The 22,808-nt window shown below is 41.0% G+C and carries 17 protein-coding genes and 1 pseudogene; 9 read left to right on the top strand and 9 right to left on the bottom strand.

Annotation, left to right across the window (positions count from 1 at the left end; all coding sequences use genetic code 11):
- Nucleotides 1-45 precede the first annotated feature (45 nt).
- Together H8796_RS18405 and H8796_RS18400 are read right to left on the bottom strand one after the other, a co-directional pair.
- On the bottom strand, nt 46-1,317 hold the full coding sequence (locus H8796_RS18405; RefSeq protein WP_004295918.1) for a PAS domain-containing sensor histidine kinase: 1,272 nt from the start codon (nt 1,315-1,317) through the stop codon (nt 46-48).
- A complete protein-coding gene (locus tag H8796_RS18400) occupies nt 1,314-2,690 on the bottom strand; it encodes a sigma-54 dependent transcriptional regulator (RefSeq protein ID WP_004318225.1) in 1,377 nt (458 codons plus the stop codon). The genes H8796_RS18405 and H8796_RS18400 overlap by 4 nt, the downstream gene beginning before the upstream one ends.
- A 191-nt stretch (nt 2,691-2,881) precedes the next feature.
- Between H8796_RS18400 and H8796_RS18395 the strand changes: the two genes are divergently transcribed.
- The 6 genes and pseudogenes from H8796_RS18395 (at nt 2,882) to H8796_RS18370 (ending at nt 13,546) form a co-directional block, all read left to right on the top strand.
- The gene (locus H8796_RS18395) at nt 2,882-4,354 is read left to right on the top strand and encodes a TolC family protein (protein ID WP_117933837.1); all 1,473 of its coding nucleotides are present in this window, start codon (nt 2,882-2,884) and stop codon (nt 4,352-4,354) included.
- Nucleotides 4,355-4,429: 75 nt separating this feature from the next.
- Nucleotides 4,430-5,680: an efflux RND transporter periplasmic adaptor subunit gene (locus H8796_RS18390; protein WP_004295921.1), complete on the top strand. Its 1,251-nt coding sequence runs from the start codon at nt 4,430-4,432 to the stop codon at nt 5,678-5,680.
- 25 nt (nt 5,681-5,705) lie between these two features.
- Nucleotides 5,706-8,084, top strand: coding sequence for an ABC transporter permease (locus tag H8796_RS18385; RefSeq protein ID WP_004295922.1), 2,379 nt, complete (start codon nt 5,706-5,708; stop codon nt 8,082-8,084).
- A 12-nt stretch (nt 8,085-8,096) separates the two neighbouring features.
- Nucleotides 8,097-10,494, top strand: a pseudogene (locus H8796_RS18380) (ABC transporter permease).
- A gap of 28 nt (nt 10,495-10,522) precedes the next feature.
- Entirely contained in the window at nt 10,523-11,197 is a 675-nt protein-coding gene (locus H8796_RS18375) for an ABC transporter ATP-binding protein (protein ID WP_004295924.1), read from the top strand.
- Nucleotides 11,198-11,224: 27 nt separating this feature from the next.
- Nucleotides 11,225-13,546 carry an ABC transporter permease gene (locus H8796_RS18370; protein WP_117933835.1) on the top strand — a complete coding sequence of 774 codons (2,322 nt, stop codon included), beginning with the start codon at nt 11,225-11,227 and terminating at the stop codon, nt 13,544-13,546.
- An 81-nt stretch (nt 13,547-13,627) separates the two neighbouring features.
- Here the strand turns inward: H8796_RS18370 and H8796_RS18365 are convergent, their stop codons facing one another.
- Entirely contained in the window at nt 13,628-14,812 is a 1,185-nt protein-coding gene (locus H8796_RS18365; protein WP_117933833.1) for a pyridoxal phosphate-dependent aminotransferase family protein, read from the bottom strand.
- Nucleotides 14,813-15,031: 219 nt separating this feature from the next.
- On the opposite strand from H8796_RS18365, the gene H8796_RS18360 reads away from it, so the two are divergent.
- The 3 genes from H8796_RS18360 to H8796_RS18350 all read left to right on the top strand — a co-directional run bounded on the left by H8796_RS18360 (nt 15,032) and on the right by H8796_RS18350 (nt 18,315).
- Nucleotides 15,032-16,057, top strand: coding sequence for a diacylglycerol kinase family protein (locus tag H8796_RS18360; protein WP_187343850.1), 1,026 nt, complete (start codon nt 15,032-15,034; stop codon nt 16,055-16,057).
- Between the two features lie 108 nt (nt 16,058-16,165).
- Nucleotides 16,166-17,929: an aspartate--tRNA ligase gene (gene aspS / locus H8796_RS18355; protein WP_117515445.1), complete on the top strand. Its 1,764-nt coding sequence runs from the start codon at nt 16,166-16,168 to the stop codon at nt 17,927-17,929.
- Nucleotides 17,926-18,315, top strand: coding sequence for a GtrA family protein (locus tag H8796_RS18350; RefSeq protein WP_004312886.1), 390 nt, complete (start codon nt 17,926-17,928; stop codon nt 18,313-18,315). Before aspS ends, H8796_RS18350 begins: the two co-directional genes overlap by 4 nt.
- Nucleotides 18,316-18,436: 121 nt before the next feature.
- Here the strand turns inward: H8796_RS18350 and H8796_RS18345 are convergent, their stop codons facing one another.
- The 6 genes from H8796_RS18345 to H8796_RS18320 form a co-directional block, all read right to left on the bottom strand.
- Nucleotides 18,437-19,321 (bottom strand): carbon-nitrogen hydrolase, encoded by an 885-nt coding sequence (locus H8796_RS18345; protein WP_004295930.1) that lies wholly within the window; start codon nt 19,319-19,321, stop codon nt 18,437-18,439.
- A 68-nt stretch (nt 19,322-19,389) separates the two neighbouring features.
- Nucleotides 19,390-20,511 (bottom strand): agmatine deiminase family protein, encoded by a 1,122-nt coding sequence (locus H8796_RS18340; protein ID WP_117933831.1) that lies wholly within the window; start codon nt 20,509-20,511, stop codon nt 19,390-19,392.
- A gap of 83 nt (nt 20,512-20,594) precedes the next feature.
- Entirely contained in the window at nt 20,595-21,137 is a 543-nt protein-coding gene (locus tag H8796_RS18335; protein WP_004295932.1) for a ferredoxin domain-containing protein, read from the bottom strand.
- A 257-nt stretch (nt 21,138-21,394) separates the two neighbouring features.
- Nucleotides 21,395-21,721 (bottom strand): GIY-YIG nuclease family protein, encoded by a 327-nt coding sequence (locus tag H8796_RS18330; RefSeq protein ID WP_117933829.1) that lies wholly within the window; start codon nt 21,719-21,721, stop codon nt 21,395-21,397.
- Nucleotides 21,718-21,942 (bottom strand): hypothetical protein, encoded by a 225-nt coding sequence (locus tag H8796_RS18325; RefSeq protein ID WP_117933826.1) that lies wholly within the window; start codon nt 21,940-21,942, stop codon nt 21,718-21,720. The genes H8796_RS18330 and H8796_RS18325 overlap by 4 nt, the downstream gene beginning before the upstream one ends.
- An 86-nt stretch (nt 21,943-22,028) precedes the next feature.
- Nucleotides 22,029-22,493, bottom strand: a complete 465-nt coding sequence (locus H8796_RS18320; protein ID WP_233530380.1) for a hypothetical protein — start codon at nt 22,491-22,493, stop codon at nt 22,029-22,031.
- Nucleotides 22,494-22,808: the final 315 nt, after the last annotated feature.

Below are 22,808 nucleotides of genomic sequence, written 5' to 3'. Positions count from 1 at the left end.
AGACTAATCATCGTATTAAAGGATTCGGGAGGCTTTCGGTGGTTCTCATTTAGGGAAAGTAAGAATAAAACAGCTTCCTTTCCCTATTTCTGATTTTACGTTAATACTTCCGTCATGCAAAGTCATGATCTGTTTGCACAGGCTCAATCCGATGCCCGAACCGGATGTTTTGGTGGTGAAGAAAGGAACGAAAATCTTGTCCAAAACATCTGTTAGAATTCCCTCGCCATTATCAGATATTGTTAATGTCGGGTTGTCTTTAGAGAAAAACTTTATCTGTATCTCTTTATCTATTTTTCGCTCGCATGTTTCGCGGGCGTTTTTTAACAAGTTGATAAGCACTTGCTCTATCTGTGCCCGGTCTACATATAAAAATAAATCAGATGCAGGCATTTCGAAATGAATATACTCTTCCGGGAATAATTTCTTTAAGTCCATAAACAATTCTGCAACAGATACTTTAGTACGGACAGGTATCGGAATTCGTGTCAGTCGCCGGTAATTCTCCACAAATCCTAGTAATCCCTTACTTCTTCTGTGAATAGTCTGCATAGCTTGCAACATAGCAGAATACTCCTTTTCTCCGAGTGATTCGGGGATTCCCCTTTCACTTAACGTTTCCGAAAGAGAAATAATAGGAGTGATGGAGTTCATGATTTCGTGTGTTAATACACGAATCAGCTTTTGCCAGGCCTCCATTTCATTACGTTCCAGTACAGAATGAATATTCTTCAGACTGATTAACCGCTGTTTCTTCCCCTGTGTAGCAAATGTGGTGCAGGAAATAGCCATTTCCAGAACGATACCATTCTGCTCGATGCGGATCATGGACATATCATTGCTGATAGAAGCCTCCTGAAGTACGTCCGGTAGTTGTGATATTTGCCCCAGATGGGCCACTGCAGCCTGATTCATCCATTCAATGTGCCCGGAAGCATCGGTTACGAGTACGACAGTATCTACTTTATTTAATAAACTCTCGTAATACTGATGCTTGACTTCCTCTGCCAATAACTTTCCCCGAAAGTCCTTCAATGCATTAGAAAGCTCCTGTGCCCACTCATCCATCATCTTATTTTTGAAAGGCGGATGAAGATTCTGCGTCATATCGTTGTAGCGAAGTCCATCCGTCAATCGTCGTAACAAGGTGATTTGCTTGAACTGTATTCGGTAGAGATGCATACCGGCACCTATCAAAAAGAGAATACAGACGGTAGTGCTGAACCATAACTGTCTTTGATACAGCAGACAACTGCCGATAGAAAGCAGAAAAATAATTAAGATGTGCAATGCTACTTTGAACTCAAATCGTTTCATAAGCCTAATTTTTCAAGTTTGCGATACAATGCAAAACGGGTAATCCCTAAATATTCGGCAGCACGGGAGATGTTTCCGTCGCTGATCCGGAGCGCTTTCTCAATGGCCTGCCGTTCCAGTTGTTCGAGATTCAGTACCATTTCTTCGTCCTTTTTCTGTTTAGGTGTCGCATGAAAAAGGAAGTTTTCAGGTTTTAGCATGGAGCCGTCTCCCAAGATTACAGCACGTTCTATCGTATGTTGAAGTTCTCTCACATTTCCAGGCCATGCATATTTCAGCAGTTTGTTTTTGGCTTCCCGTGTCAGTCCGTGCATTTCTTTTTTATATTTGCGGGCATAATGGTTCAGAAAGTGTTCGGCAAGCAGGATGATGTCATTGCCGCGTTCACGGAGTGGAGGTATATGTATTTCAATCGTGTTGATACGATATAATAAGTCCTGACGGAAATTCCCGTCTTCCACCATCTGACGGATATCAGCATTGGTGGCACATATTAAACGGACGTCGATGGGAATGGTTTGCGTACTTCCCAAACGACTGATTTGCCTTTTTTCGATAGCAGTCAGTAATTTAGACTGCATAGGAAGTGAAAGATTGCCAATTTCATCCAAAAACAAAGTCCCGTTGGTCGCCACTTCCATTCGTCCCGCTTTTGATTTCTTGGCATCGGTGAAAGCGCCTTTTTCGAAACCGAACAGTTCACTCTCAAACAATTGTTCGGGTATACTTCCCAGGTCAATCGTGACAAAAGGTTTGCCGTATCGTGGAGAACAACGATATAATAGTCGGGCAATCACATCCTTTCCCGTACCGTTTTCTCCGAGAATCAGTATATTGGCATCCGTATTACTTAGTTTATTTATCGTGGCAAACACTTCCTGCATGGCCGGTGACTCTCCAATAATATCATTTTCCGAAGCATTTTGCCCGCTAAGAATTTCTACTTGCTCTTTCAGCATGTTGACTTCCTGCTGTGACTGACGCAGTCGCATACCCGAAGTAAGCGTAGCCAGCAATTTATCCTTTTCCCAAGGCTTGGGAATAAAATCGGTAGCACCGGCTTTGATGGCCCGGACGGCCTTGTCCGTATCCGCATAGGCAGTCATAAAAATAACAATAGCTTGTGGGTCAAGCTGCAATATCTGCTTCAGACTTTCAAATCCCTCTTGTCCGCTGATGGCATCCCGGCTGAAATTCATGTCCAATAAGATAAGATCGGGATGAAAGGTGGTCATGAAATGCTCGATCCGATCGGGGGTAGTAGCCACCTTTATTTTCTCCGTATACGGTTCCAGTAGGAGGTTGAGGGCAAAGAGCACGTCCTCGTTATCATCTACTATGAGTATCTTTCCTAATTTGTTGACTTCTTCCATATCTTCTATCCATTTAAACTCCGGGAGCAAAGATATGGATAAATCTCATGTGTTGTGTGTGCGATTGCGCACTAATTTTGTGCGTATATGCACACTGAATGAATGAAAGGAATATTACTATATTATTGAATGATAACTGTTTATCTGAATGGCACATCTTTTGAATGATAAATAACAAATATAACCAACGAATGAATCTGAAATTAATCTTCATATCTCTCGGACTATTGTTGACAGAACTATTGACTGCTCAAGATCAAACCACAGAGCTGTCATTGAAGCAAGTCATAGAGATTGCCCGTATGGAATCTCCCGATGCACAGACGGCACGCCACAGTTTCCGTTCTGCGTATTGGAACTATAAATATTATCGTGCCGATTATCTGCCGTCTTTAAGCCTGACATCCGATCCGAATCTGAACCGTGCCATTAACAAGATAACGATGGGAGACGGTTCGGTAAAGTTTGTCGAACAAAATCTATTGAATACAGATTTAACCCTGAATCTTTCACAGAACTTATCCTGGACCGGTGGCTCTTTCTTTCTCGAAACCTCCGCTCAACGCATGGATCTGTTCAGCGAACATAAATACTCATGGCAGACTTCCCCCATAATGATCGGTTATCGCCAGTCTCTTTTTGGCTACAATAGTTTGAAATGGGATAGACGGATAGAGCCCGTGCGCTATCAGGAGGCAAAGAAAAGCTACGTAGAGACGCTTGAACTCGTATCAGCCAATGCGATTAATAAATTCTTTGCCTTGGCCACCGCCCAGAGCGATTACGATATTGCTTCCTTTAATTACGCCAATGCCGATACACTTTACCGTTATGCGCAAGGCCGCTATAACATAGGTACCATCACAGAAAATGAAATGCTGCAACTGGAACTTAACCGTTTGACGGAAGAGACAAACCGCATGAATGCCCTTATTGAAATGGATAATTGTATGCAGGAACTCCGTTCCTATCTTGGTATTCACGAAGATCGGGAATTACGTGTCCTTGTCAGTCCTCAAATTCCGGATTTCAGTGTGAACCTGAATGAAGCACTGGCACTGGCTTACGAAAACAGTCCGGATATACAGACGATGGAAAGGCGGAAACTGGAAAGTGAGAGTGCTGTGGCGAAAGCCCGCGCCAATGCCGGCCTGAAAGCAGATATCTATCTCCGTTTCGGATTGACGCAGACTGCTGACAAACTGCCCGACGCTTATCGAAATTTGTTGGACCAGCAATACGTAAGTATCGGCATTTCTCTTCCTATCCTAGACTGGGGACGTGGAAAAGGACAGGTGCGAGTAGCCCGTTCCAATCGTGATCTGGTTTACACACAAGTCGAACAGAGCCGGACGGACTTTGAACTGAACGTTCGTAAACTCGTCAAACAATTCAATCTGCAAACGCAACGTGTCCGGATCGCTGCCCGCACGGATGAGACAGCCCAACGAAGAAGTGAAGTGGCCCGCAAACTCTATCTATTAGGTAAATCTACCATTCTTGACTTGAATGCTTCCATTTCAGAGAAAGATAGTGCCCGCCGTAACTATATTTCGGCTTTATATAATTATTGGAGTTTATATTATACACTCCGTAGCATGACACTATATGATTTTGAGCGAAATACGATACTGACAGAAGACTACCATCTTCTGATTGAATAGAGAACAACGAAAAGTCAGTAAAGAATAGTGATGGAACCCTAATTAATAGAAACTTGTAAAACACCAGATAATCTCATGGATATAAAATTAGAAAAGAAACCGTGGTACATTCGTTACAGATACTATCTGATAGGAGGGCTTTTATTTGCCGCCTTTTTGATTTATGTGATTACTTTGTCTTTAGGTCCCAGAAAACTACGGATAGATGCCGAAAATATACAGATTGCAGAAGTGAAAGAGTCTGATTTCATGGAATATGTAGATGTGGAAGGGCTCATTCAGCCTATACTGACCATCAAGATCAATACTCGTGAAACTGGAAGCGTGGAAAGGATTGTCGGTGAAGAGGGAAGTTTGCTTCAGCAGGGAGACACCATTCTTATTCTTTCCAATCCCGATTTGCTCCGCAATATTGAAGACCAGCGTGACGAATGGGAAAAGCAAATGATTACCTATCAGGAGCAGGAGATTGAAATGGAACAAAAAAGTCTGAACTTGAAACAGCAAGCCCTGACAAATAGCTACGAATTGGAACGCCTGAAAAAAAGCATCGCTCTCGACCGCGAAGAATTTCAGATGGGAGTGAAGAGTAAGGCGCAGTTGCAGGTAGCTGAAGATGAATATTGTTACAAACAGAAAAACGCAGCCCTGCAACAAGAGAGCTTGCGACATGATTCTGCTGTCACGATGATACGTAAGGAATTGATTCGTAACGACCGGGAGCGGGAACGGAAAAAGTACGAACGTACTCGCGAACGACTGAATAGCTTGGTGGTCACAGCTCCACTGAAAGGTCAGCTTAGTTTCGTAAAGGTCACTCCGGGGCAGCAGGTTTCCTCCGGTGAAAGCATTGCTGAAATAAAAGTGCTCGATCAATACAAAATCCATACTTCACTTAGCGAATATTATATCGACCGGATCACCACCGGACTACCGGCTACCGTGAACTATCAAGGAAACAAATATCCGCTGAAAATAACAAAAGTGGTTCCCGAAGTGAAAGATCGTATGTTTGATATTGATCTTATTTTTACCGGAGATATGCCCGATAATGTAAGAGTCGGCAAGAGCTTCCGGGTACAGATTGAATTGGGACAGCCGGAGCAAGCGCTCATTATTCCGCGAGGCAACTTCTATCAGTTTACAGGCGGACAATGGATTTATAAAGTAAATGCATCAAAGACAAAAGCAGTTCGCGTGCCATTGAATATTGGTCGACAGAATCCGCAACAATATGAAATAGTAGAAGGTTTACAGCCGGGAGATTGGGTTATTACCACCGGATATGATACCTTTGGCGATGCGGAAGAATTGATCTTGAAATGAATGAAAAATAACAAATAGATAAAACATGAAAACATTGTACTATGCGATACGCTTTTTGTTGCGTACAAAATCATATACTATTATTAATTTGCTCGGGTTAGCCTTTAGTTTAGCTTGTTGCATTATTTTGCTTCGTTATATTCATCGTGAGCTTACAGTAGACACACATTGCATTGATCGTAATCAAGTGTATGGTGTACAGACAACGTTTGAAGGAAATCGGGTATTAAGTGTGGCTGAAATAGGGAGCCGGGATAGTGTTTACATTGATAATAGTGGCATAGTGACGCGTTCACGCATCGTGTTGCTCGAAAATGATTATTTGACCTATCAGTCAAATCGTATTCCTGTTCAAGCTATGGCAGCAGATAGTGCTTATTTTGAACTTTTCCCTTACCGTGTGTTACAAGGTTCAGTGTCCTTGGAAGATCCGGCGTCAGTTTTGTTAATGGAGGGTTTTGCTAAAAAACTTTTCGGCAAAGAAAATCCTATTGGCAAGATTCTCACTTATTCGAATGGAAAGGAGATTAGGGTGACAGGCATATTAGAGGAACCAATTAATAAGCGGATGTTTAATTTTGACTTGGTCCTCTCTTCAAAACTATCATCATTATGGGAGCGTATGCCTTTGGATTTTATCCGTTTCACTTCAGAAACGGAAGTAATGAAAGCCAATAAGGCCGGGAGTTATCCCCGGTTTATCAATCAGGATGCTCGTAGCGGGGATAGTCGGAAATACACTTTCTCTCTAGTTCCTATAAGTGATATGTATTGGGATCGGGCTTTAATTGGTCGATCCGGACCAGATATGCTAGTTAGCGGAAACCGTTCCCAACTATTTATTTTAGGAGGAATTTGCCTGTTGATATTACTTGCAGGTGTGATGAATTTCATCAATCTTTATCTGGTATTGATGGTGAAACGAGGTAAGGTGTATAGCTTGCGGAAAGTTTTTGGAGCTGATAGAAAAGCGTTGTTTAAGCAAATATTCATAGAAAACTTTTTATTGATCGCTGCTTCCATGATAGTAGCCTGGCTCATTGTAGAGGTGACAAATATTCCTGTATCATCTATGTTTGGCAGTCAGCTGATGTATACTGCATTTGATGGGATATTATCATTCTCTATTTTGTTGTTTTTGCCTCTGTTAGTATCTATTTATGCGTTTGTGCAGTGCCAACGTTCTTTGTTGGCTGTTTCAATCCGGAAGGTAGGTACAGATAACCATTCGGTTCGTTCACGTATGATCTTTCTTTTTCTGCAATATATGATTACTTTCCTGTTAGTGGTATTATCAATCTATTTCAGCAAGCAACTGAATTTTATGTTACATACCGATCCTGGTTTTCGTGTAGAGTCTGTAATTCAAGCAAACTTGATATATGAATCACGAGATTTCGCAGTTTACACTATGGAGACTATCAAACAACGGCAAGAGAGGATTACTGAAATAGACCAACTCATGAAGAGTTGTCCGGATATTCAGTATTGGACGACGGGACATTCATCTATTTTGGGAGACTATTATTCTACAAACTTTCAAAGTGTAAAAGGAGAAACAGTTGCGTTGTTGCAATCTTATGTTACTCCTGATTTCTTTAAAGTTTTCAATCTTGCGTTTGTGGATGGAAGTCTGCCGGAAATGGATGAAGACTCAAGAAATAGAGTGGCCGTTGTAAATCGTGCGGCATTGAAAGCCTTAGGATATACGCAATGTGAGGGAGCTATGCTGGTTGATGAAATGATGAAAAGAAACGTCCCGGATTTTCCGGCTCAACCTATTGTTGCTGTAATAGACGATTATTATGACGGACATATTAGTACAGGTGTCCATCCGATGGTCTTTATGGTTGGTAGTCAATTAGACGGTGATTTATATCAGATATATTGCCACTCCGGCAAAGAACAGGCAGTTATTGACTATTTGAAAAGTATTCAAAAGAAAGTGTATGGTACAGAGGATTTTAAATATTCTTTGTTGAAGGACGATGTGGCTGAACTTTATAAAAATGATCGCCAGATAGCTTCTGTTTATGCTCTTTTCGCTTGTATAGCTATTGTAATAGTTTGTCTTGGCTTGTTTGGTATTTCATTGTTTGACATTAGGCAGCGTTCCCATGAGGTTGCAATTCGCAAAGTGAATGGAGCATCACTGAAAGATTTATATCTTTTACTAGGACGCAAGTATCTTGTCATATTAGGTGGGGCTTTTGCAGTAGCTCTTCCATTATCCTGGTATCTGATATATGAATACACAAAGGATTTTGTAGTGAAAGCTCCTATAGGTATAGGAATCTTTTTGATAGCTTTGTTATTGGTTGGTGGTATTTCTTTAGGGACTCTATTCTGGCAAATAAACAAGATTGCGCATATTGATCCTGCTAAAATTATAAAAACTGAATGAATCTAAGATATTATGATAAAACACTATTTCAAAGTAGCATTTAGAAACTTGTGGAAGTACAAGGCACAGAATATAATTTCCACCATCGGATTGGCAGTAGGACTACTGTGTTTTAGTATATGTATGTATTGCAGTCGTTTTGTAGAATCTACCAATCATTGCTTTGACAATTATTCCCGCATAGCCGAGTTAAATCTCTATAATGAACAGACTGGTGACTATTTTTCCGGCACACAAGTAGCATTATCCGAAGAACTCCGTACTTGGGCTATGGGTGAAGTGGAAGCGATCTCTTGTATGGCATATCCCCGTGAACGCTCTTTTCAGGTTGAACTGTCTCCGGATAAATCATTGCCATACGATCTTGAAATTATAGAAGTCGATACCCTATACAATAAAGTCTTTACTCCGCAAATGGTAGTTGGTAACTGGCGGACAGCAAGCCGGATGCCCAACGCGGTTATTATAAGCCGGTCCACTGCCATAAAGATATTTGGTCAGGTGGAGACTGCCATTGGCAAACACCTGACTCTTACAAGACGGCTTTATACTTCTCCGGACAGTACACCAAAGACAGGAGGTATTGTGTACACAATCCAAGCAGTGATGGAAGATCTTCCACTGAACAATGATTTTAATTTTATGTGTCATACCGATGCATTGGTTATCAACGACAGTGAGGGACTTTTTCAGAGTCCGAAACGTCGCGATATAACGGGAGCCCGGACATACGTTTTGTTATCTCCGCAGGTTGGCATTACTGGTTTGGAAAAACAATTTTCCAAGCGCGACTATACTTATAGCCTATATAACGAGACTTATACCGTTGTTGCCCGTTATATAGGAGACCGGTCGCAGGAGAAAGGTATTTATATTCTGGGATGGGTCACCGGAATTGTCGGCATATTGATATTGTTGGTCGGATTGATTAATTTCTTTCATTTTCTCATCGGCTCTTTCCTGAATCGCACTAAGGAATACGCCATAATGAAAATGCTTGGTTCTGATTGGAAACGGCTGTTCTGCCTGTTATTAACACAGTCACTGATGATTGTATTTGCATCCTCATTTTTGGTGATATGGGGTATCGAACTAATTGGAGATAGAATGGATTTCTCTTTGCCAGGCCTCACAATGACTTTCCCTCCTGAAATACTATTAAAGCATATTCTGCAATACATTGTTTTTCTTGCATTGCTTTGCGTGGCAGTCTGTCTGCTGGTATCCGTCCGTATTCGCAGGTCTTCCATACAGACAGGTATCTATGGAGGTCAAAAACGTCGCGGGAAACAGTGGGGACGTAACTTTATGCTCGGCGTCCAGTTCTTTATTTGCTGGATATTCGTAACGCTGACTGTCAGCCTGTTTTTGCAATCAGGAAAGATGACTGAAACCTTATTTCATACGTTAAGTCAGGAAGATAAAGAAGCGATTCTAAGTATCCCGCTGGACTATCCATTTCTGGAAAACAAAGAAAAACAGGAAATGGTAGAACGTTTCAGGCAGCATGCCGGTGTGAAAGATATTTTGTTATCTGATATATCTTATACTCATGGAATATCCGGAAACTTGTTAATGACGGAGAAAGGAAATGATAACTCTTGGATTGATATTAATGTAATGTGTGTACCATTGAATTTCTTCACCTTTATGAATATTCCGATAACGGAGGGCAGGACGATCCGGACAAAAAAGGATCTCGTAATGGATGAAGTCTGGCAGAAAAGACAAAAGAAAGATATCATCGGAATGAACTTTTACGACCAGACCAGTGATTTCACCGTTTGTGGAGTATGTGCCCCCTTTCAAACAAGATGTACATAACCATAATGGCGGATATGCTTTCACACTTTATGATTCTTCCGAATACATAGGTCACTGCTATGTGAAATGTTACCCTGAACAGCAAAAAGAAGTCATGAAATGGATGGAAACCATCCGTCGTGAAGTGCTGCCGGAGAATATTTCTTCCCAAGTACGTACATTTCAGGATGATTTGTACGAAGTGCAGGCAGTGGAATATATTCTGAAAGATATCATCTCGTTTTTTGCAATTGTAAGCATCATCATTACCCTGTTGGGAGTGTATTCCAGCATTACGCTCGATACAGAACGCCGTCAGAAAGAGGTTGCCATTCGCAAAGTGAACGGAGCCGGAATACGTTCCATCATCTGGCTGTTTGCACGTTTGTACCTGATTTTGCTGATGGTGACTGCCGCCATCACCTTTCCGCTCATTTACGTGGTATTGCAACTGTGGAAACAAATGTACACCGTATTTTTTAATGATGGAATATTATATTGGGGAAGCATATTTGGGGGAGTAACCTTATTGACAGTAATTACCATTATCTTTAAAATATTGAGGATTGCACGTCTCAATCCCGCAGAAGTAATCAAAAACGAATAAAATTAATAATTCTAAAAACAATACAGTTATGATTAAGACCATTGACTTACAGAAGATTTTCAAAACGGAAGAAGTAGAAACTTGGGCGTTGAATAACGTCAGTATCGAAGTGAAACAAGGTGAATTTGTAGCCATCATGGGTCCCTCCGGCTGTGGTAAGTCAACATTGCTCAACATTCTGGGGCTACTTGATAACCCGACAGGAGGAGAGTATTATCTGAATGGAACGGAAGTCTCCCGGTATACCGAGTCGCAACGCACCAGTCTTCGCAAAGGCGTGATAGGTTTCGTATTTCAGAGCTTTAACCTGATAGACGAGTTGAACGTATACGAAAATATCGAACTTCCTTTGCTTTATATGGGTATTTCCGCTGCCGAACGGAAAAAGAGGGTAGAGTCAGCTATGGAGAGAATGGCCATTACTCATCGTAGTAAACACTTTCCGCAACAACTTTCCGGTGGTCAGCAGCAACGTGTTGCCATTGCCCGTGCCGTCGTGGCCAACCCTAAACTGATTTTGGCCGATGAGCCAACCGGTAACCTGGACTCCAAAAACGGTAAAGAAGTGATGGGGCTATTGAGCGAACTGAATAAAGAGGGAACCACCATTGTCATGGTGACCCACTCACAACACGATGCCGGTTATGCCGACCGTATCATAAACCTGTTTGATGGACAGGTGGTGACCGAAGTTAGTATGTAAGCACAAGCTATCAATAAAAAGTATATCATGATAAAACATTATCTGAAAGTAGCCTTTCGTAATCTGATAAAGTATAAAACACAAAGTCTTGTTAGTATTATCGGATTAGCAGTCGGCTTTACCTGTTTTGCGCTGTCGGTATTATGGATACGTTATGAAATGACGTATGATAATTTTCATGAGGGAGCCGATCGCATTTATCTGGCAGGCAGTAGCTTTCGTCTTTATGGAGACGGATTTACCTATAATTCATCTAGTTTTCTAGCTGATTATTTGGCAAAGAATTGTCCGGAGATAGAGAAAGTATGTCGTATATTTTATGACTGGAATGAAAAAAAGATTAAGAATGAGGATGTTGAGTTTGTGGTACGACGTATAGAGGTAGATTCAAATTTCATTTCAATGTTTAATATTAAAGTATTGGATGGAGATAACCATCTACAGCTAAAAAAGGATGAAATTGCTATAACAGAAAATACGGCAAAGCGAATATTTGGGAAAGAATCTCCGATAGGTAAACACTTGATTTTAGAGGAAAGTAACGAAGAAAAAATAATCGTTGCAGTTGTAAAGTCATGGGAAGGACACTCTTTGTTTTCATTTGATATATTATTGCCATTTCATGATACAAACCCCAATTGGGGGAACCAACGATGCCAAACGCTTTTTCGTATTTATCCCAACTGTGATATAGAAGCATTGAAACAGAGGTTGTCAGAATATGAAGTACAACAAGATGGTCATAAATATCCAAATTCTACGCTTATTGCTCCATTATCCACATTGCGGAGTAGTCATCCGAGGGAAGATGTGAATGTGAAGTTGAATCATATTCGTCTTTTTGCATGTATTAGCGGTTTGGTTATAATTTGTGGAATATGTAATTATTTAACAATGTTGATAACTCGTATCCGGATGCGTAAACGTGAGTTAGCGTTGAGGAAAGTCAATGGTTCATCAAATGGTGGGTTACTCACTTTACTTCTTACAGAACTTGTCTTGTTACTAATTTTATCTTCAGGAATAGGGCTGGTATTGATAGAACTCATCCTGCCGACTTTTAAACGTTTGTCACAAATCAATGAGGGTGTTTCATTTTTTTATATCGAAGTATTTGTTTATATACTATCATTGATTGCCGTGACAGTTGGTTTTGCATCTCTGCTTATACGATACATTAGCAAGCGAACTCTACTTAGTAATATAAACAAAAAATCTAATCTTCATCTCTCCGGTTGGTTTTATAAGAGTAGCATTTTATTTCAGTTGTTTATTGGTATAGCCTTTGTTTTTTGTACTTTGGTGATGATGAAGCAACTTAACTTCTTGTTGAATACCAAAGAACTTGGAATAGAACGGCATAATGTGGGAGCTGTTGTTTATTGCTCTGAAAATGTTCCTTTTAAAGAAATATTAGAACAGATGCCCGATGTTACAAAGTATTTGAGTGGCTTTCAGACACCTATTCCCAAAATGTATTTTTCAACATTCAGGATAAAGGAGTGGGAAGGAAAGGCAACTGATAGTGAGCAATATATAGATCTAGAAGATGAGACGATCAATCAAGAGTATGCCGATTTCTTTGGAGTTGAGGTGCTGGAGGGAAGCATGCTGGATGAAAAGGATGGAAAAAATATGGTTGTTATAAATGAAGCTGCTGTGAAAGCTTTCGGATGGACACAACCGGTTGGAAAGAAAATTGATAAATTAGGAAGGCATTATATAGTGAAAGGGGTTATTAAAAATATTTCATATAATGCCCCAATACACCCGGTAGCCCCTGCTATGTTTTTTTTGCCGGATAATACAGGCAGAGGAGGTATTATATTCAAAGTGAAAGAAGGGACTTGGAACGTTGTTTCTGAAAAGATAAAAGCGGAAGTGAATAAAGTTAATCCAAATGCAGAATTGATGTTGTCTAATATGGAAGAGGTTTATGACACTTATATGAAATCAGAGAGAACTTTGTGTCAATTGTTGAGCATAGTTTCTTTTATATGTATAGCGATTGCCGTATTCGGCATATTTTCATTGGTGACTTTATCCTGCCAGCAACGGCGTAAAGAAATAGCTATACGCAAGGTAAATGGAGCCAATATAGGAATAATCCTGAATCTATTCTTTAGAGAATATTTACTTTTACTTGTGTTTTCATCGTTCTTTGCTTTTCCGTTGGGATATGTCATGATGAAACATTGGCTAGAAAATTATATAAAGCAAACACCGATAGAATGGTGGCTCTATGCAGTCATATTCATAGGAATGGGATTTGTCATTTTCCTAAGCATCATCTGGCGTGTATGGAAAGCCGCCCAGCAAAATCCGGCGGAAGTACTTAAGGGTGAATAAGATAAAATAAAAGTCCGGCACATTGATTTGTGTCAGACTTTTCTTTTATTCACCCGATAAGAGTGATATATTTCTCGTAGATTATAAAAGATCCAATGCTTTAAATGCCTTAACTAGCTTTTCTACAGCACGGTCAATTTGATCTTTTGTATGAGTAGCCATCAATGCCACACGTACCAAAGTGTCTTGCGGTGCACATGCCGGAGGAATAACCGGATTGATAAATACCCCCTCGTCGAAAGCCAATTTAGTGACCATGAATGTTTTTTCCGTGTCACGTACATAAAGAGGAATGATAGGTGATTCTGTTGCACCGATTTCAAATCCTGCTTCACGGAAACGCTTCAATGCATAGTTGGTAGCTTCCCACAGCGCTTCAAGTCTTTCCGGTTCATCCTGGATGATGTGGAGAGCTTCAAGAGCAGATGCAGTAGCAGCCGGAGTGTTGGACGCACTAAATATATAAGTACGTGCGTTGTGGCGTAACCAGTTGATGATAGAAGAATCAGCAGCAATGAATCCACCGATAGAAGCCAATGATTTGCTGAAAGTACCCATAATCAAGTCAACTTCGTGAGTCAGACCGAAATGGTCGCAAACACCACGTCCTTGTTTTCCAAATACACCCAAGCCATGAGCTTCGTCTACCATGATAGTAGCGTTGTATTTATGTTTCAAGCGTACGATTTCGGGCAAGTTTGCCAGGTCGCCTTCCATAGAGAACACACCGTCTACTATGATGAGCTTCACTGAATCCGGGTTGCACTTTTGAAGTTGCTTTTCCAGATCCGCCATATCGTTATGCTTATATTTTAATTGTTGAGAGAAGGAGAGACGACGGCCATCTACGATAGATGCGTGGTCGCGGTCATCGCAAATGATATAATCATTGCGGTCTGTCAAAGCAGGGATAACTCCGGAATTCACCGTAAAACCGGTTGAGAAGCAGAGCGCTTCATCTTTGCCTACAAAGGCAGCCAGTTCTTTTTCCAACTGAACATGCAGGTCAAGCGTACCATTCAAGAAGCGCGAGCCTGCGCAACCGGAACCATATTTATGCATGGCATTGATACCAGCTTCAATCACTCTTTCATCTCCCGTAAGGCCAGTGTATGCATTGGAACCGAACATCAACACTTCGTGTCCGCCCATTTCTACCTCTGTACCCTGCTTTCCTTCTATCTCACGGAAATATGGGTAAACGCCCTGTGCCATAAACTTTTGTGGCAGGTCGTACTTAGCTAACTTCTCTTGTAATAATCCCATGAATTATAATTTTTATACTCATACTCAGATCGTTCGCTGACGATCTTACATCCTTTTATCTTAACAAGTGTTTAAAAACAGGGGGCAAAGATAACAAAATTTGCTTTTATCTGTTCTTTTTAAGAGAAAAAAGTTGCTCTCGTATGATTAGAAACCTCTAATAGATTAAAATTTAAGATATTTATATTACTTTTGTCGTCTATAATCGACAAGAATAGCATGAACGAAAGAATGAAAAAAATAAAATTCGTCGTCAATCCTATTTCGGGAACACAAAGTAAAGAATTGATTCTTAACTTGCTGGACGAAAAAATAGACAAGGCGAGATACTCTTGGGAAGTAGTGTATACGGAAAGAGCCGGTCATGCAGTAGAAATAGCTGCCAAAGCTGCCGAAGAGAAAACAGATATAGTAGTGGCTATTGGTGGGGATGGAACAATCAATGAAATAGCTCGTTCGTTGGTGCATACTGATACTGCACTGGGAATTATTCCCTGCGGATCGGGCAATGGACTGGCGAGGCATCTGCATATACCGATGGAACCGAAGAGAGCATTGGAAGTGCTGAACGAAGGTTGCATGGATGTGATAGATTATGGTAAGATCAACGGTACGGATTTTTTCTGCACTTGCGGAGTGGGATTCGACGCGTTTGTCAGTCTGAAGTTTGCGCATGCCGGTAAACGGGGGGTATTGACTTATCTGGAGAAAACCCTGCAGGAAAGTCTTAAATATGAGCCGGAAACGTATGAACTGGAAACGGAAAACGGAGTCTCCAAGTATAAAGCCTTCCTGATTGCCTGCGGAAACGCGTCGCAATATGGAAACAATGCTTATATCGCACCACAAGCCACTCTGACAGATGGTTTGCTGGATGTGACCATTCTCGAACCGTTCACCGTATTGGACGTTCCTTCATTGGCCTTTCAATTATTCAATAAAACAATCGATCAGAATAGCCGTATCAAGACTTTCCGCTGCAAACAGTTGTGCATCCGCCGGACTACTCCGGGCGTCGTGCATTTTGATGGTGACCCCATGGAAACGGATGCCAATGTAAATATTCAACTGATTCAAAGAGGATTGCGCGTGGTAGTGCCACGAGCATCGGAAAAGGACGCAGCCAATGTGCTCCAAAGAGCGCAGGAATATATGAATGGCATCAAATTGATGAATGAAGCCATCGTCGACAATATAACGGATAAAAACAAGAAAATATTGAAAAAGCTGACAAAGAAAGTCTGATAAAATAACGGATTACTGACACCGAATTACAAATTATTGCGTACTTTTGCGCAGTTTTGGTTCGATCAAAATAAAAACGCGAGTGATAATCGTTTAAATAAAAAATATATGTTTAGAACGCACACATGTGGAGAACTTAGAATCTCTGATGTAAACAAGCAAGTCACGCTGTCCGGATGGGTACAGCGCAGCCGTAAGATGGGAGGGATGACTTTCATTGACCTTCGCGACCGTTACGGAATTACCCAATTGGTTTTTAATGAAGAAATTAATGCTGAACTCTGTGAACGTGCTAATAAATTGGGACGTGAGTTCGTCATTCAAGTGACAGGAACGGTTAATGAACGTTTCAGCAAGAATGCAAACATTCCTACCGGAGACATTGAAATCATTGTTTCCGAACTGAACGTACTGAATACTGCCATGACTCCTCCGTTCACTATCGAAGATAACACGGATGGGGGTGATGATATCCGCATGAAATACCGTTATCTGGATTTACGCCGTAACGCTGTACGTTCCAATTTGGAACTGCGTCATAAAATGACAATTGAAGTTCGCAAATATCTGGATAGTCTGGGTTTCATCGAAGTGGAAACGCCCGTTTTGATCGGTTCTACTCCTGAAGGCGCACGCGACTTCGTGGTGCCGTCACGTATGAATCCGGGACAGTTCTACGCACTTCCGCAGTCTCCGCAGACCTTGAAACAGTTGTTGATGGTTTCCGGTTTCGACCGTTATTTCCAGATTGCGAAATGTTTCCGCGACGAGGACTTACGTGCCGACCGTCAACCAGAATTTACACAGATCGACTGTGAAATGAGCTTCGTTGAGCAAGAAGATATTATCTCTACTTTCGAAGGAATGGCTAAACATTTGTTTAAGACTCTTCGTGGTGTGGAACTGAATGAACCATTCCAACGTATGTCTTGGGCGGATGCCATGAAATATTATGGTAGCGATAAACCGGATTTGCGTTTCGGCATGAAATTCGTGGAACTGATGGATATCATGAAAGGTCACGGATTCTCTGTATTCGATAATGCGGCTTATGTGGGCGGTATCTGTGCCGAAGGTGCTGCGACTTATACCCGTAAGCAACTGGATGCATTGACCGAATTTGTAAAGAAACCGCAGATTGGTGCGAAAGGAATGGTTTATGCCCGTGTGGAAGCCGACGGAATGGTGAAATCGAGTGTAGATAAATTCTATACGCAGGAGGTGCTCCAGCAAATGAAAGAAGCATTCGGAGCTAAACCGGGTGATTTGATTCTGATTCTGTCTGGCGACGATGTAATGAAAACACGTAAACAACTTTGCGAGCTTCGTCTGGAAATGGGTGCTCAACTGGGATTGCGTGATAAGAATAAGTTTGTTTGCCTTTGGGTGATTGACTTCCCGATGTTCGAATGGAGCGAGGAGGAAGGCCGTCTGATGGCTATGCATCATCCGTTTACTCATCCGAAAGAGGAAGATATTCCGATGTTGGACACTGATCCGGCAGCTGTACGTGCAGATGCATACGATATGGTAATCAACGGTGTGGAAGTTGGCGGCGGATCTATCCGTATCCACGATGCGAAATTGCAGGCGAAGATGTTCGAGATTCTTGGATTCACTCCGGAGAAGGCAGAGGCACAGTTTGGCTTCCTGATGAATGCCTTTAAGTATGGTGCGCCTCCTCACGGTGGTTTGGCATACGGACTCGACCGTTGGGTGTCTTTGTTTGCAGGATTGGATTCTATACGCGACTGTATTGCGTTCCCGAAAAATAATTCCGGACGTGATGTGATGTTGGACGCACCCTCTGCAATCGACCAGAGCCAGCTTGATGAACTGAATTTGATTGTAGATTTGAAAGAGGGCGAGTGAAAGAATCTGTACGCATATTCCGTTTTATAGTCATCGGTACAATGAACGCTTTGATTATGGCGTTGGTTGTATGGTTAATGATGAAAGAAATGTCATTTGACGGCGACTATATGGTGGCTAATATAACAGCGTATCTGATAGCTCAAATCCATAACTTTCTCTGGTGCAAATACTGGATATTCCCCGTAGAAAATAAAAAGAATAGTATCTGGAAACAGATACTGCTCTTTTGTTCTGCTTTTGCCGTGGCTTACACCGCACAGTTTTTATTTCTTATCTTATTGGTAGAAGGACTGGACATGAATGAATATCTGGCTCAATTCTTGGGATTGTTTATTTATGGAGGGGCTAATTTCCTAGCCAACAAAAAAATAACGTTTCAATGAGATAGTTATTTATGATGATATATTGAAAGGGTACAGAGTTCTAAATTTAGATTTGAACTCTGTGCCCTTCTTTTTTCTTTATTAGATAAACCTCCTGCAATGAAGGTATGTGGGTAAGCCTTTAATCCAGAAAGCGTTTGGTAAGTCCATCATATTCGTCAATCCGACGATCACGAAGGAAAGGCCACCAACGGCGAACGTTTTCCGAACGTTCCATATCTATTTCCACTACTATGTTTTCCGGGTGATCGTTTCCGGCTTGTGTCAGAAATTCCCCTTGTGGTCCTGCTACAAAACTGTTTCCCCAGAATAAGATACCATTTGTCTGTCCGGAAGGATCAGGCTCGTGCCCTACACGGTTGACGGAGATAACAGGAAGTCCATTGGCAACGGCATGAGCGCGCTGTGAAATAATCCAGGCATTGAGTTGGCGGGCTTTTTCATCGTCCGTGTCGCTGCTTTCCCAGCCAATGGCGGTAGGATAAATTAAAAGTTCCGCACCTTTTAGTGCCATCAGGCGGGCAGCTTCCGGATACCATTGATCCCAGCATACTAATACGCCCAGTTTTCCTAAAGAAGTTTGAATCGGTTCAAAACCAATGTCTCCCGGAGTGAAATAGAACTTTTCGTAGTAAGCCGGATCATCGGGAATATGCATTTTCCGGTATTTTCCTGCAATGCTTCCGTCGCGGTCGAATACGACAGCGGTATTATGATAAAGTCCGGGAGCACGTTTCTCAAAAAGAGAGGTGACAAGGACTACTTTATTAGCTGCTGCCAACTCGGAATAAAAGCCTGTGGAAGGCCCGGGAATCGGTTCGGCAAGATCAAACAGGTTAGTGTTTTCTGTCTGGCAAAAATAAAGTGAATTGTGTAACTCCTGGAGCACAATCAGTTGTGCGCCGTGAGCGGCACAAGCCTCGATACTCTTTGCGAGGTTCATTAGATTGGCTTTAATATCTGCGGTATTGGATTGTTGGATGATTCCGACTTTTATCTTTCTCATGATGAATAATTAGTGGGTTGATTCATTCATTATTTTATAATTCCTTTATAGGATCCTTTGTAATTCTTTTATGACTCCTTTATAACGCCCAGCGGATATTGCATGGTGACACAGTGTAGGGAACCGTGCTGTTTAATCAGGGCACGGCAGTCTATTCCAATTATTTGATGGTTTGGAAAGGCTTGCTGCAATACTTCTCCTGCTTTTTTGTCATTCGCCGGCTGATTGTATGTCGGGTAAAGAATAACGTCGTTCATAATCAGGAAATTGGCGTAAGTTGCAGGCAGGCGTTCGCCGTCTTCTTCTATCTTGTCTGCCATGGGTAAGGCCAATAGGTGATAGGGTTCTCCTGCTAAGGTGCGGAATGTTTTCAGCTGTTCTTCCATTGCGAGCAGTGCTTCGTAATGTTCGTCTTCTTTGTTTTCGCATTTCACGTAAGCGATGGTGTCGGTAGAACAGAAGCGTGCCAAAGTGTCGATATGGCTGTCGGTATCATCACCGGCCAGATAACCGTGATCTAACCAAAGCACCTTTTGCAGGTGGAAGGTTGATTTCAGGTATTCTTCTATCTCTACCTGGTTCAGTCGTCTGTTCCGTTGGGGAGAGAGCAGACATTCGGAAGTGGTAAGCAATGTACCCATTCCGTCGCTTTCGATAGAACCTCCTTCGAGTACGAAGTCGAGGTGGTCTATATACTGGCCTTTCAAGGCTCCGGCTTCTACGGCATGTTTAGTAATTTGATTATCCAGTTCGGAAGCAAATTTCAGTCCCCAGCCGTTGAAGGTGAAGTCGAGCAGGGAAGGGGTGCCGGTATCTATCATTGTTATGGCTCCGTGGTCGCGGGCCCATGTGTCATTGGTGGCACATTCCAGAAAGCGGACGTTATTCATATTGACAGTAGCAGCTATCTGCTTTTTCACTTCTTCCGGTTCGGGAGTGACGATCAATAATAATTCACGCTTCGCTATTTCTCTGGCAATATTGATAAAACACTCTTGCACTTCCGCCAGCATGTAGGCCCAATCTGTACCGGCATGTGGCCATGTTAACTGTATACCGCTCTGCATGTGCCATTCGGCAGGCAAATGAGATGCTCTCATTTCTACCTGTACGGTCATGTTTTTGCCGAAGTTCAACTGCAAATCTTTCTCCGAGCCGCTTGGGCTGGGGAGTCCAACCATGATTCCCATTAGACTATATATATTTAGTTATTTATAAAATCAGTTTATTGTCTGCATCTAAAGTCAGTTTGTTTTCTGCATCGATGTGACTGTTATGCATTGGTTTCCTGTTTCGGCTTCCGGTCAAAGAACGGATTCTTGGAGGATGCGCTAACGGGGATTGCCATTACCATCTTGCAGTCTTTCAGCCAGTTCAGGCGTTGTGCTGCCAATCCGGCGGAGAACATGACGCGTGTGTCTACGCGTAAATCGGCTGCCGTGGCGCACGCGGAACCTATTGCGATACCTACATCTATGCTGTTCAATGCGCAGGGAACTCCATCAGTACGTCCGGCACAGGTGGCAAATCCGCAATGGCCGCAGTTCAAGCCCTGTGTCTGCTCGCGTGTTCCTATCAGTACAACACATTCGGCACTTAGGATGTTGTCGGCATCACGAAGGAAGAATTTCATTCCGTGTTCTTCTACCATAGCTATCATAGTGTCCGATAATTGTTTAATCTCTTCATCAGTGATTAGGGCCACTTCAATAATATCGATTCCTTTTCCTTTCGGAGCAGTGCGCGCAGCCGTCATCATCTGACGTGCTACCTGCAATATATGCTCGTGACGAGCGTCTCTTTCGTTCAGTATCATAACTTTCTTGAATTAATTAGTAAGGCAAAGATAAATGAAAATTGGCAAAATTACACTAGATGATGAAATAAATAGGGGCTATCATTCTGTTTATATAATTACTCCATTTATACTATGAGGCAGATGGAGGGGATAGTTTATGTATAAATGTTCATTGTAAATGTTTTATTCAGTTATCTGGTATATAGCAGATTGAGTTTATTAATGCGCTTAATATTCTCAATAACTAAGTTAAAAATTATTCTTAGTTGTTTTTGTTATCTGTTAGCGATTTCTCTACAAAGTTCTCTTTTTTCACGAACAATAGACAGGACTTCCGGATTTTTATCAATATTGATAATAGGACGGTATTTTTGAATTAAATATTCTTCACATGCTTCATCTCTTTCTTTTGTGATGATATAATTAACTAGTAAGTTGTCGCTATTAAACTGAATAATATCGTTTTCATCTACCTTCTTAAACTTATAATTATACTTGTTTTTCTTATCCTTTAAAGATCCCCTAGGTGGTGTAAACCCTAAAATAGCTCCAATACTTCTGAAGAATGTGCCATGACCTTTTGCTATAAGTTCTTGCTTCAAACGTTTTTGTAAATTATTGGCGATACCAATATATATATAATATCATGCTGCCTATCTTTAAGTGCTATTCTACACGGTTCGATAAGTTGATCTACGTTTTTGATTCTAATACAATAGATGCCAAAACAAGGTGGCGCATCTTCTATGCTTTTTACGGGATCTCTAAATTTTGCTTTATCTAAAAGTGTATTTTCAATCTCTTTAAATTTATTATTCTCCATATGTTTTCGTATTATCTCAAATTTGATTTTTTTATTCCTTTCTATTAGCTTGAATAGTTTGAGCTTATTATACTGCTGAAATTACTTTAGAATAGAGCATACTCTAAAAGAATAGAGTAAATCACAGCAGTAAATAGTACTCCTACTAATGTACCTATTAAGGCAGATTTTGCTTTTCTGTCATCATTATTCCATGAAATACAGCATAAGATTATTCCAATAAGTGGAATTAAGAAACTTATAAATAAATAGCCTAAACTGATTCCTTTACTATTTAAGTTTTGTTCATTTTGAGGATATCCGCAAAAAGGACAGTTTTGAGCATGACTTGAAATTTGTTTACCACACTCTCTACAATAAATAAGTGACATATTATCTTTGGTATTTAGTGTCTTATTACTTTGAGTTATATTATATGTAATCAATTCTTTATGGCATTGGGGACATTTGAATATAATATCCGGTTTAGAAGGAGCTTCTATTGCATTCCTACAAAAGGGACATTCAACCATTGAATAATCAATATTTTTTATTTCATTATTGTTTTCCATATAATCAAAATTTATATTATTAAACATTCATTCTTATAAAATTTAGAAATGCCAATATCCAACATGACATGAATAAACAGAATAACACTGTTAGAATTAAAAAGTCTTCATCGTGCTTTTTTACACCAATTTTCCGAGAAAGGAGAATCCTAACTCCAATTTTAGGTTTGGGAATTGCCAAAATCTTTTCCATAAACATCCTTTTATAATATCATTTCGACTCCCTAAAATGCGGTTATACATAAAAAAGAAAGTGTGGAGTCGTCTATTTATCTATCGGGAGGTTCTGGTAAACCTAAGGAACAAATAAACAAT

The organism is Bacteroides sp. M10, assembly GCF_014334015.1.
Classification (GTDB): Bacteria; Bacteroidota; Bacteroidia; order Bacteroidales; family Bacteroidaceae; genus Bacteroides; species Bacteroides intestinigallinarum.
This window is presented reverse-complemented; position numbering and strand designations above follow the sequence as displayed.

What these genes read in the sequence shown, in the direction of transcription:
- H8796_RS18405 (WP_004295918.1), bottom strand. Translation starts at nt 1,317, where the DNA reads ATGAAACGATTTGAGTTCAAAGTAGCATTGCACATCTTAATTATTTTT.
- H8796_RS18400 (WP_004318225.1), bottom strand. Translation starts at nt 2,690, where the DNA reads ATGGAAGAAGTCAACAAATTAGGAAAGATACTCATAGTAGATGATAAC.
- H8796_RS18395 (WP_117933837.1), top strand. Translation starts at nt 2,882, where the DNA reads ATGAATCTGAAATTAATCTTCATATCTCTCGGACTATTGTTGACAGAA.
- H8796_RS18390 (WP_004295921.1), top strand. Translation starts at nt 4,430, where the DNA reads ATGGATATAAAATTAGAAAAGAAACCGTGGTACATTCGTTACAGATAC.
- H8796_RS18385 (WP_004295922.1), top strand. Translation starts at nt 5,706, where the DNA reads ATGAAAACATTGTACTATGCGATACGCTTTTTGTTGCGTACAAAATCA.
- H8796_RS18375 (WP_004295924.1), top strand. Translation starts at nt 10,523, where the DNA reads ATGATTAAGACCATTGACTTACAGAAGATTTTCAAAACGGAAGAAGTA.
- H8796_RS18370 (WP_117933835.1), top strand. Translation starts at nt 11,225, where the DNA reads ATGATAAAACATTATCTGAAAGTAGCCTTTCGTAATCTGATAAAGTAT.
- H8796_RS18365 (WP_117933833.1), bottom strand. Translation starts at nt 14,812, where the DNA reads ATGGGATTATTACAAGAGAAGTTAGCTAAGTACGACCTGCCACAAAAG.
- H8796_RS18360 (WP_187343850.1), top strand. Translation starts at nt 15,032, where the DNA reads ATGAACGAAAGAATGAAAAAAATAAAATTCGTCGTCAATCCTATTTCG.
- aspS (WP_117515445.1), top strand. Translation starts at nt 16,166, where the DNA reads ATGTTTAGAACGCACACATGTGGAGAACTTAGAATCTCTGATGTAAAC.
- H8796_RS18345 (WP_004295930.1), bottom strand. Translation starts at nt 19,321, where the DNA reads ATGAGAAAGATAAAAGTCGGAATCATCCAACAATCCAATACCGCAGAT.
- H8796_RS18340 (WP_117933831.1), bottom strand. Translation starts at nt 20,511, where the DNA reads ATGGGAATCATGGTTGGACTCCCCAGCCCAAGCGGCTCGGAGAAAGAT.
- H8796_RS18335 (WP_004295932.1), bottom strand. Translation starts at nt 21,137, where the DNA reads ATGATACTGAACGAAAGAGACGCTCGTCACGAGCATATATTGCAGGTA.
- H8796_RS18325 (WP_117933826.1), bottom strand. Translation starts at nt 21,942, where the DNA reads ATGGAGAATAATAAATTTAAAGAGATTGAAAATACACTTTTAGATAAA.
- H8796_RS18320 (WP_233530380.1), bottom strand. Translation starts at nt 22,493, where the DNA reads ATGGAAAACAATAATGAAATAAAAAATATTGATTATTCAATGGTTGAA.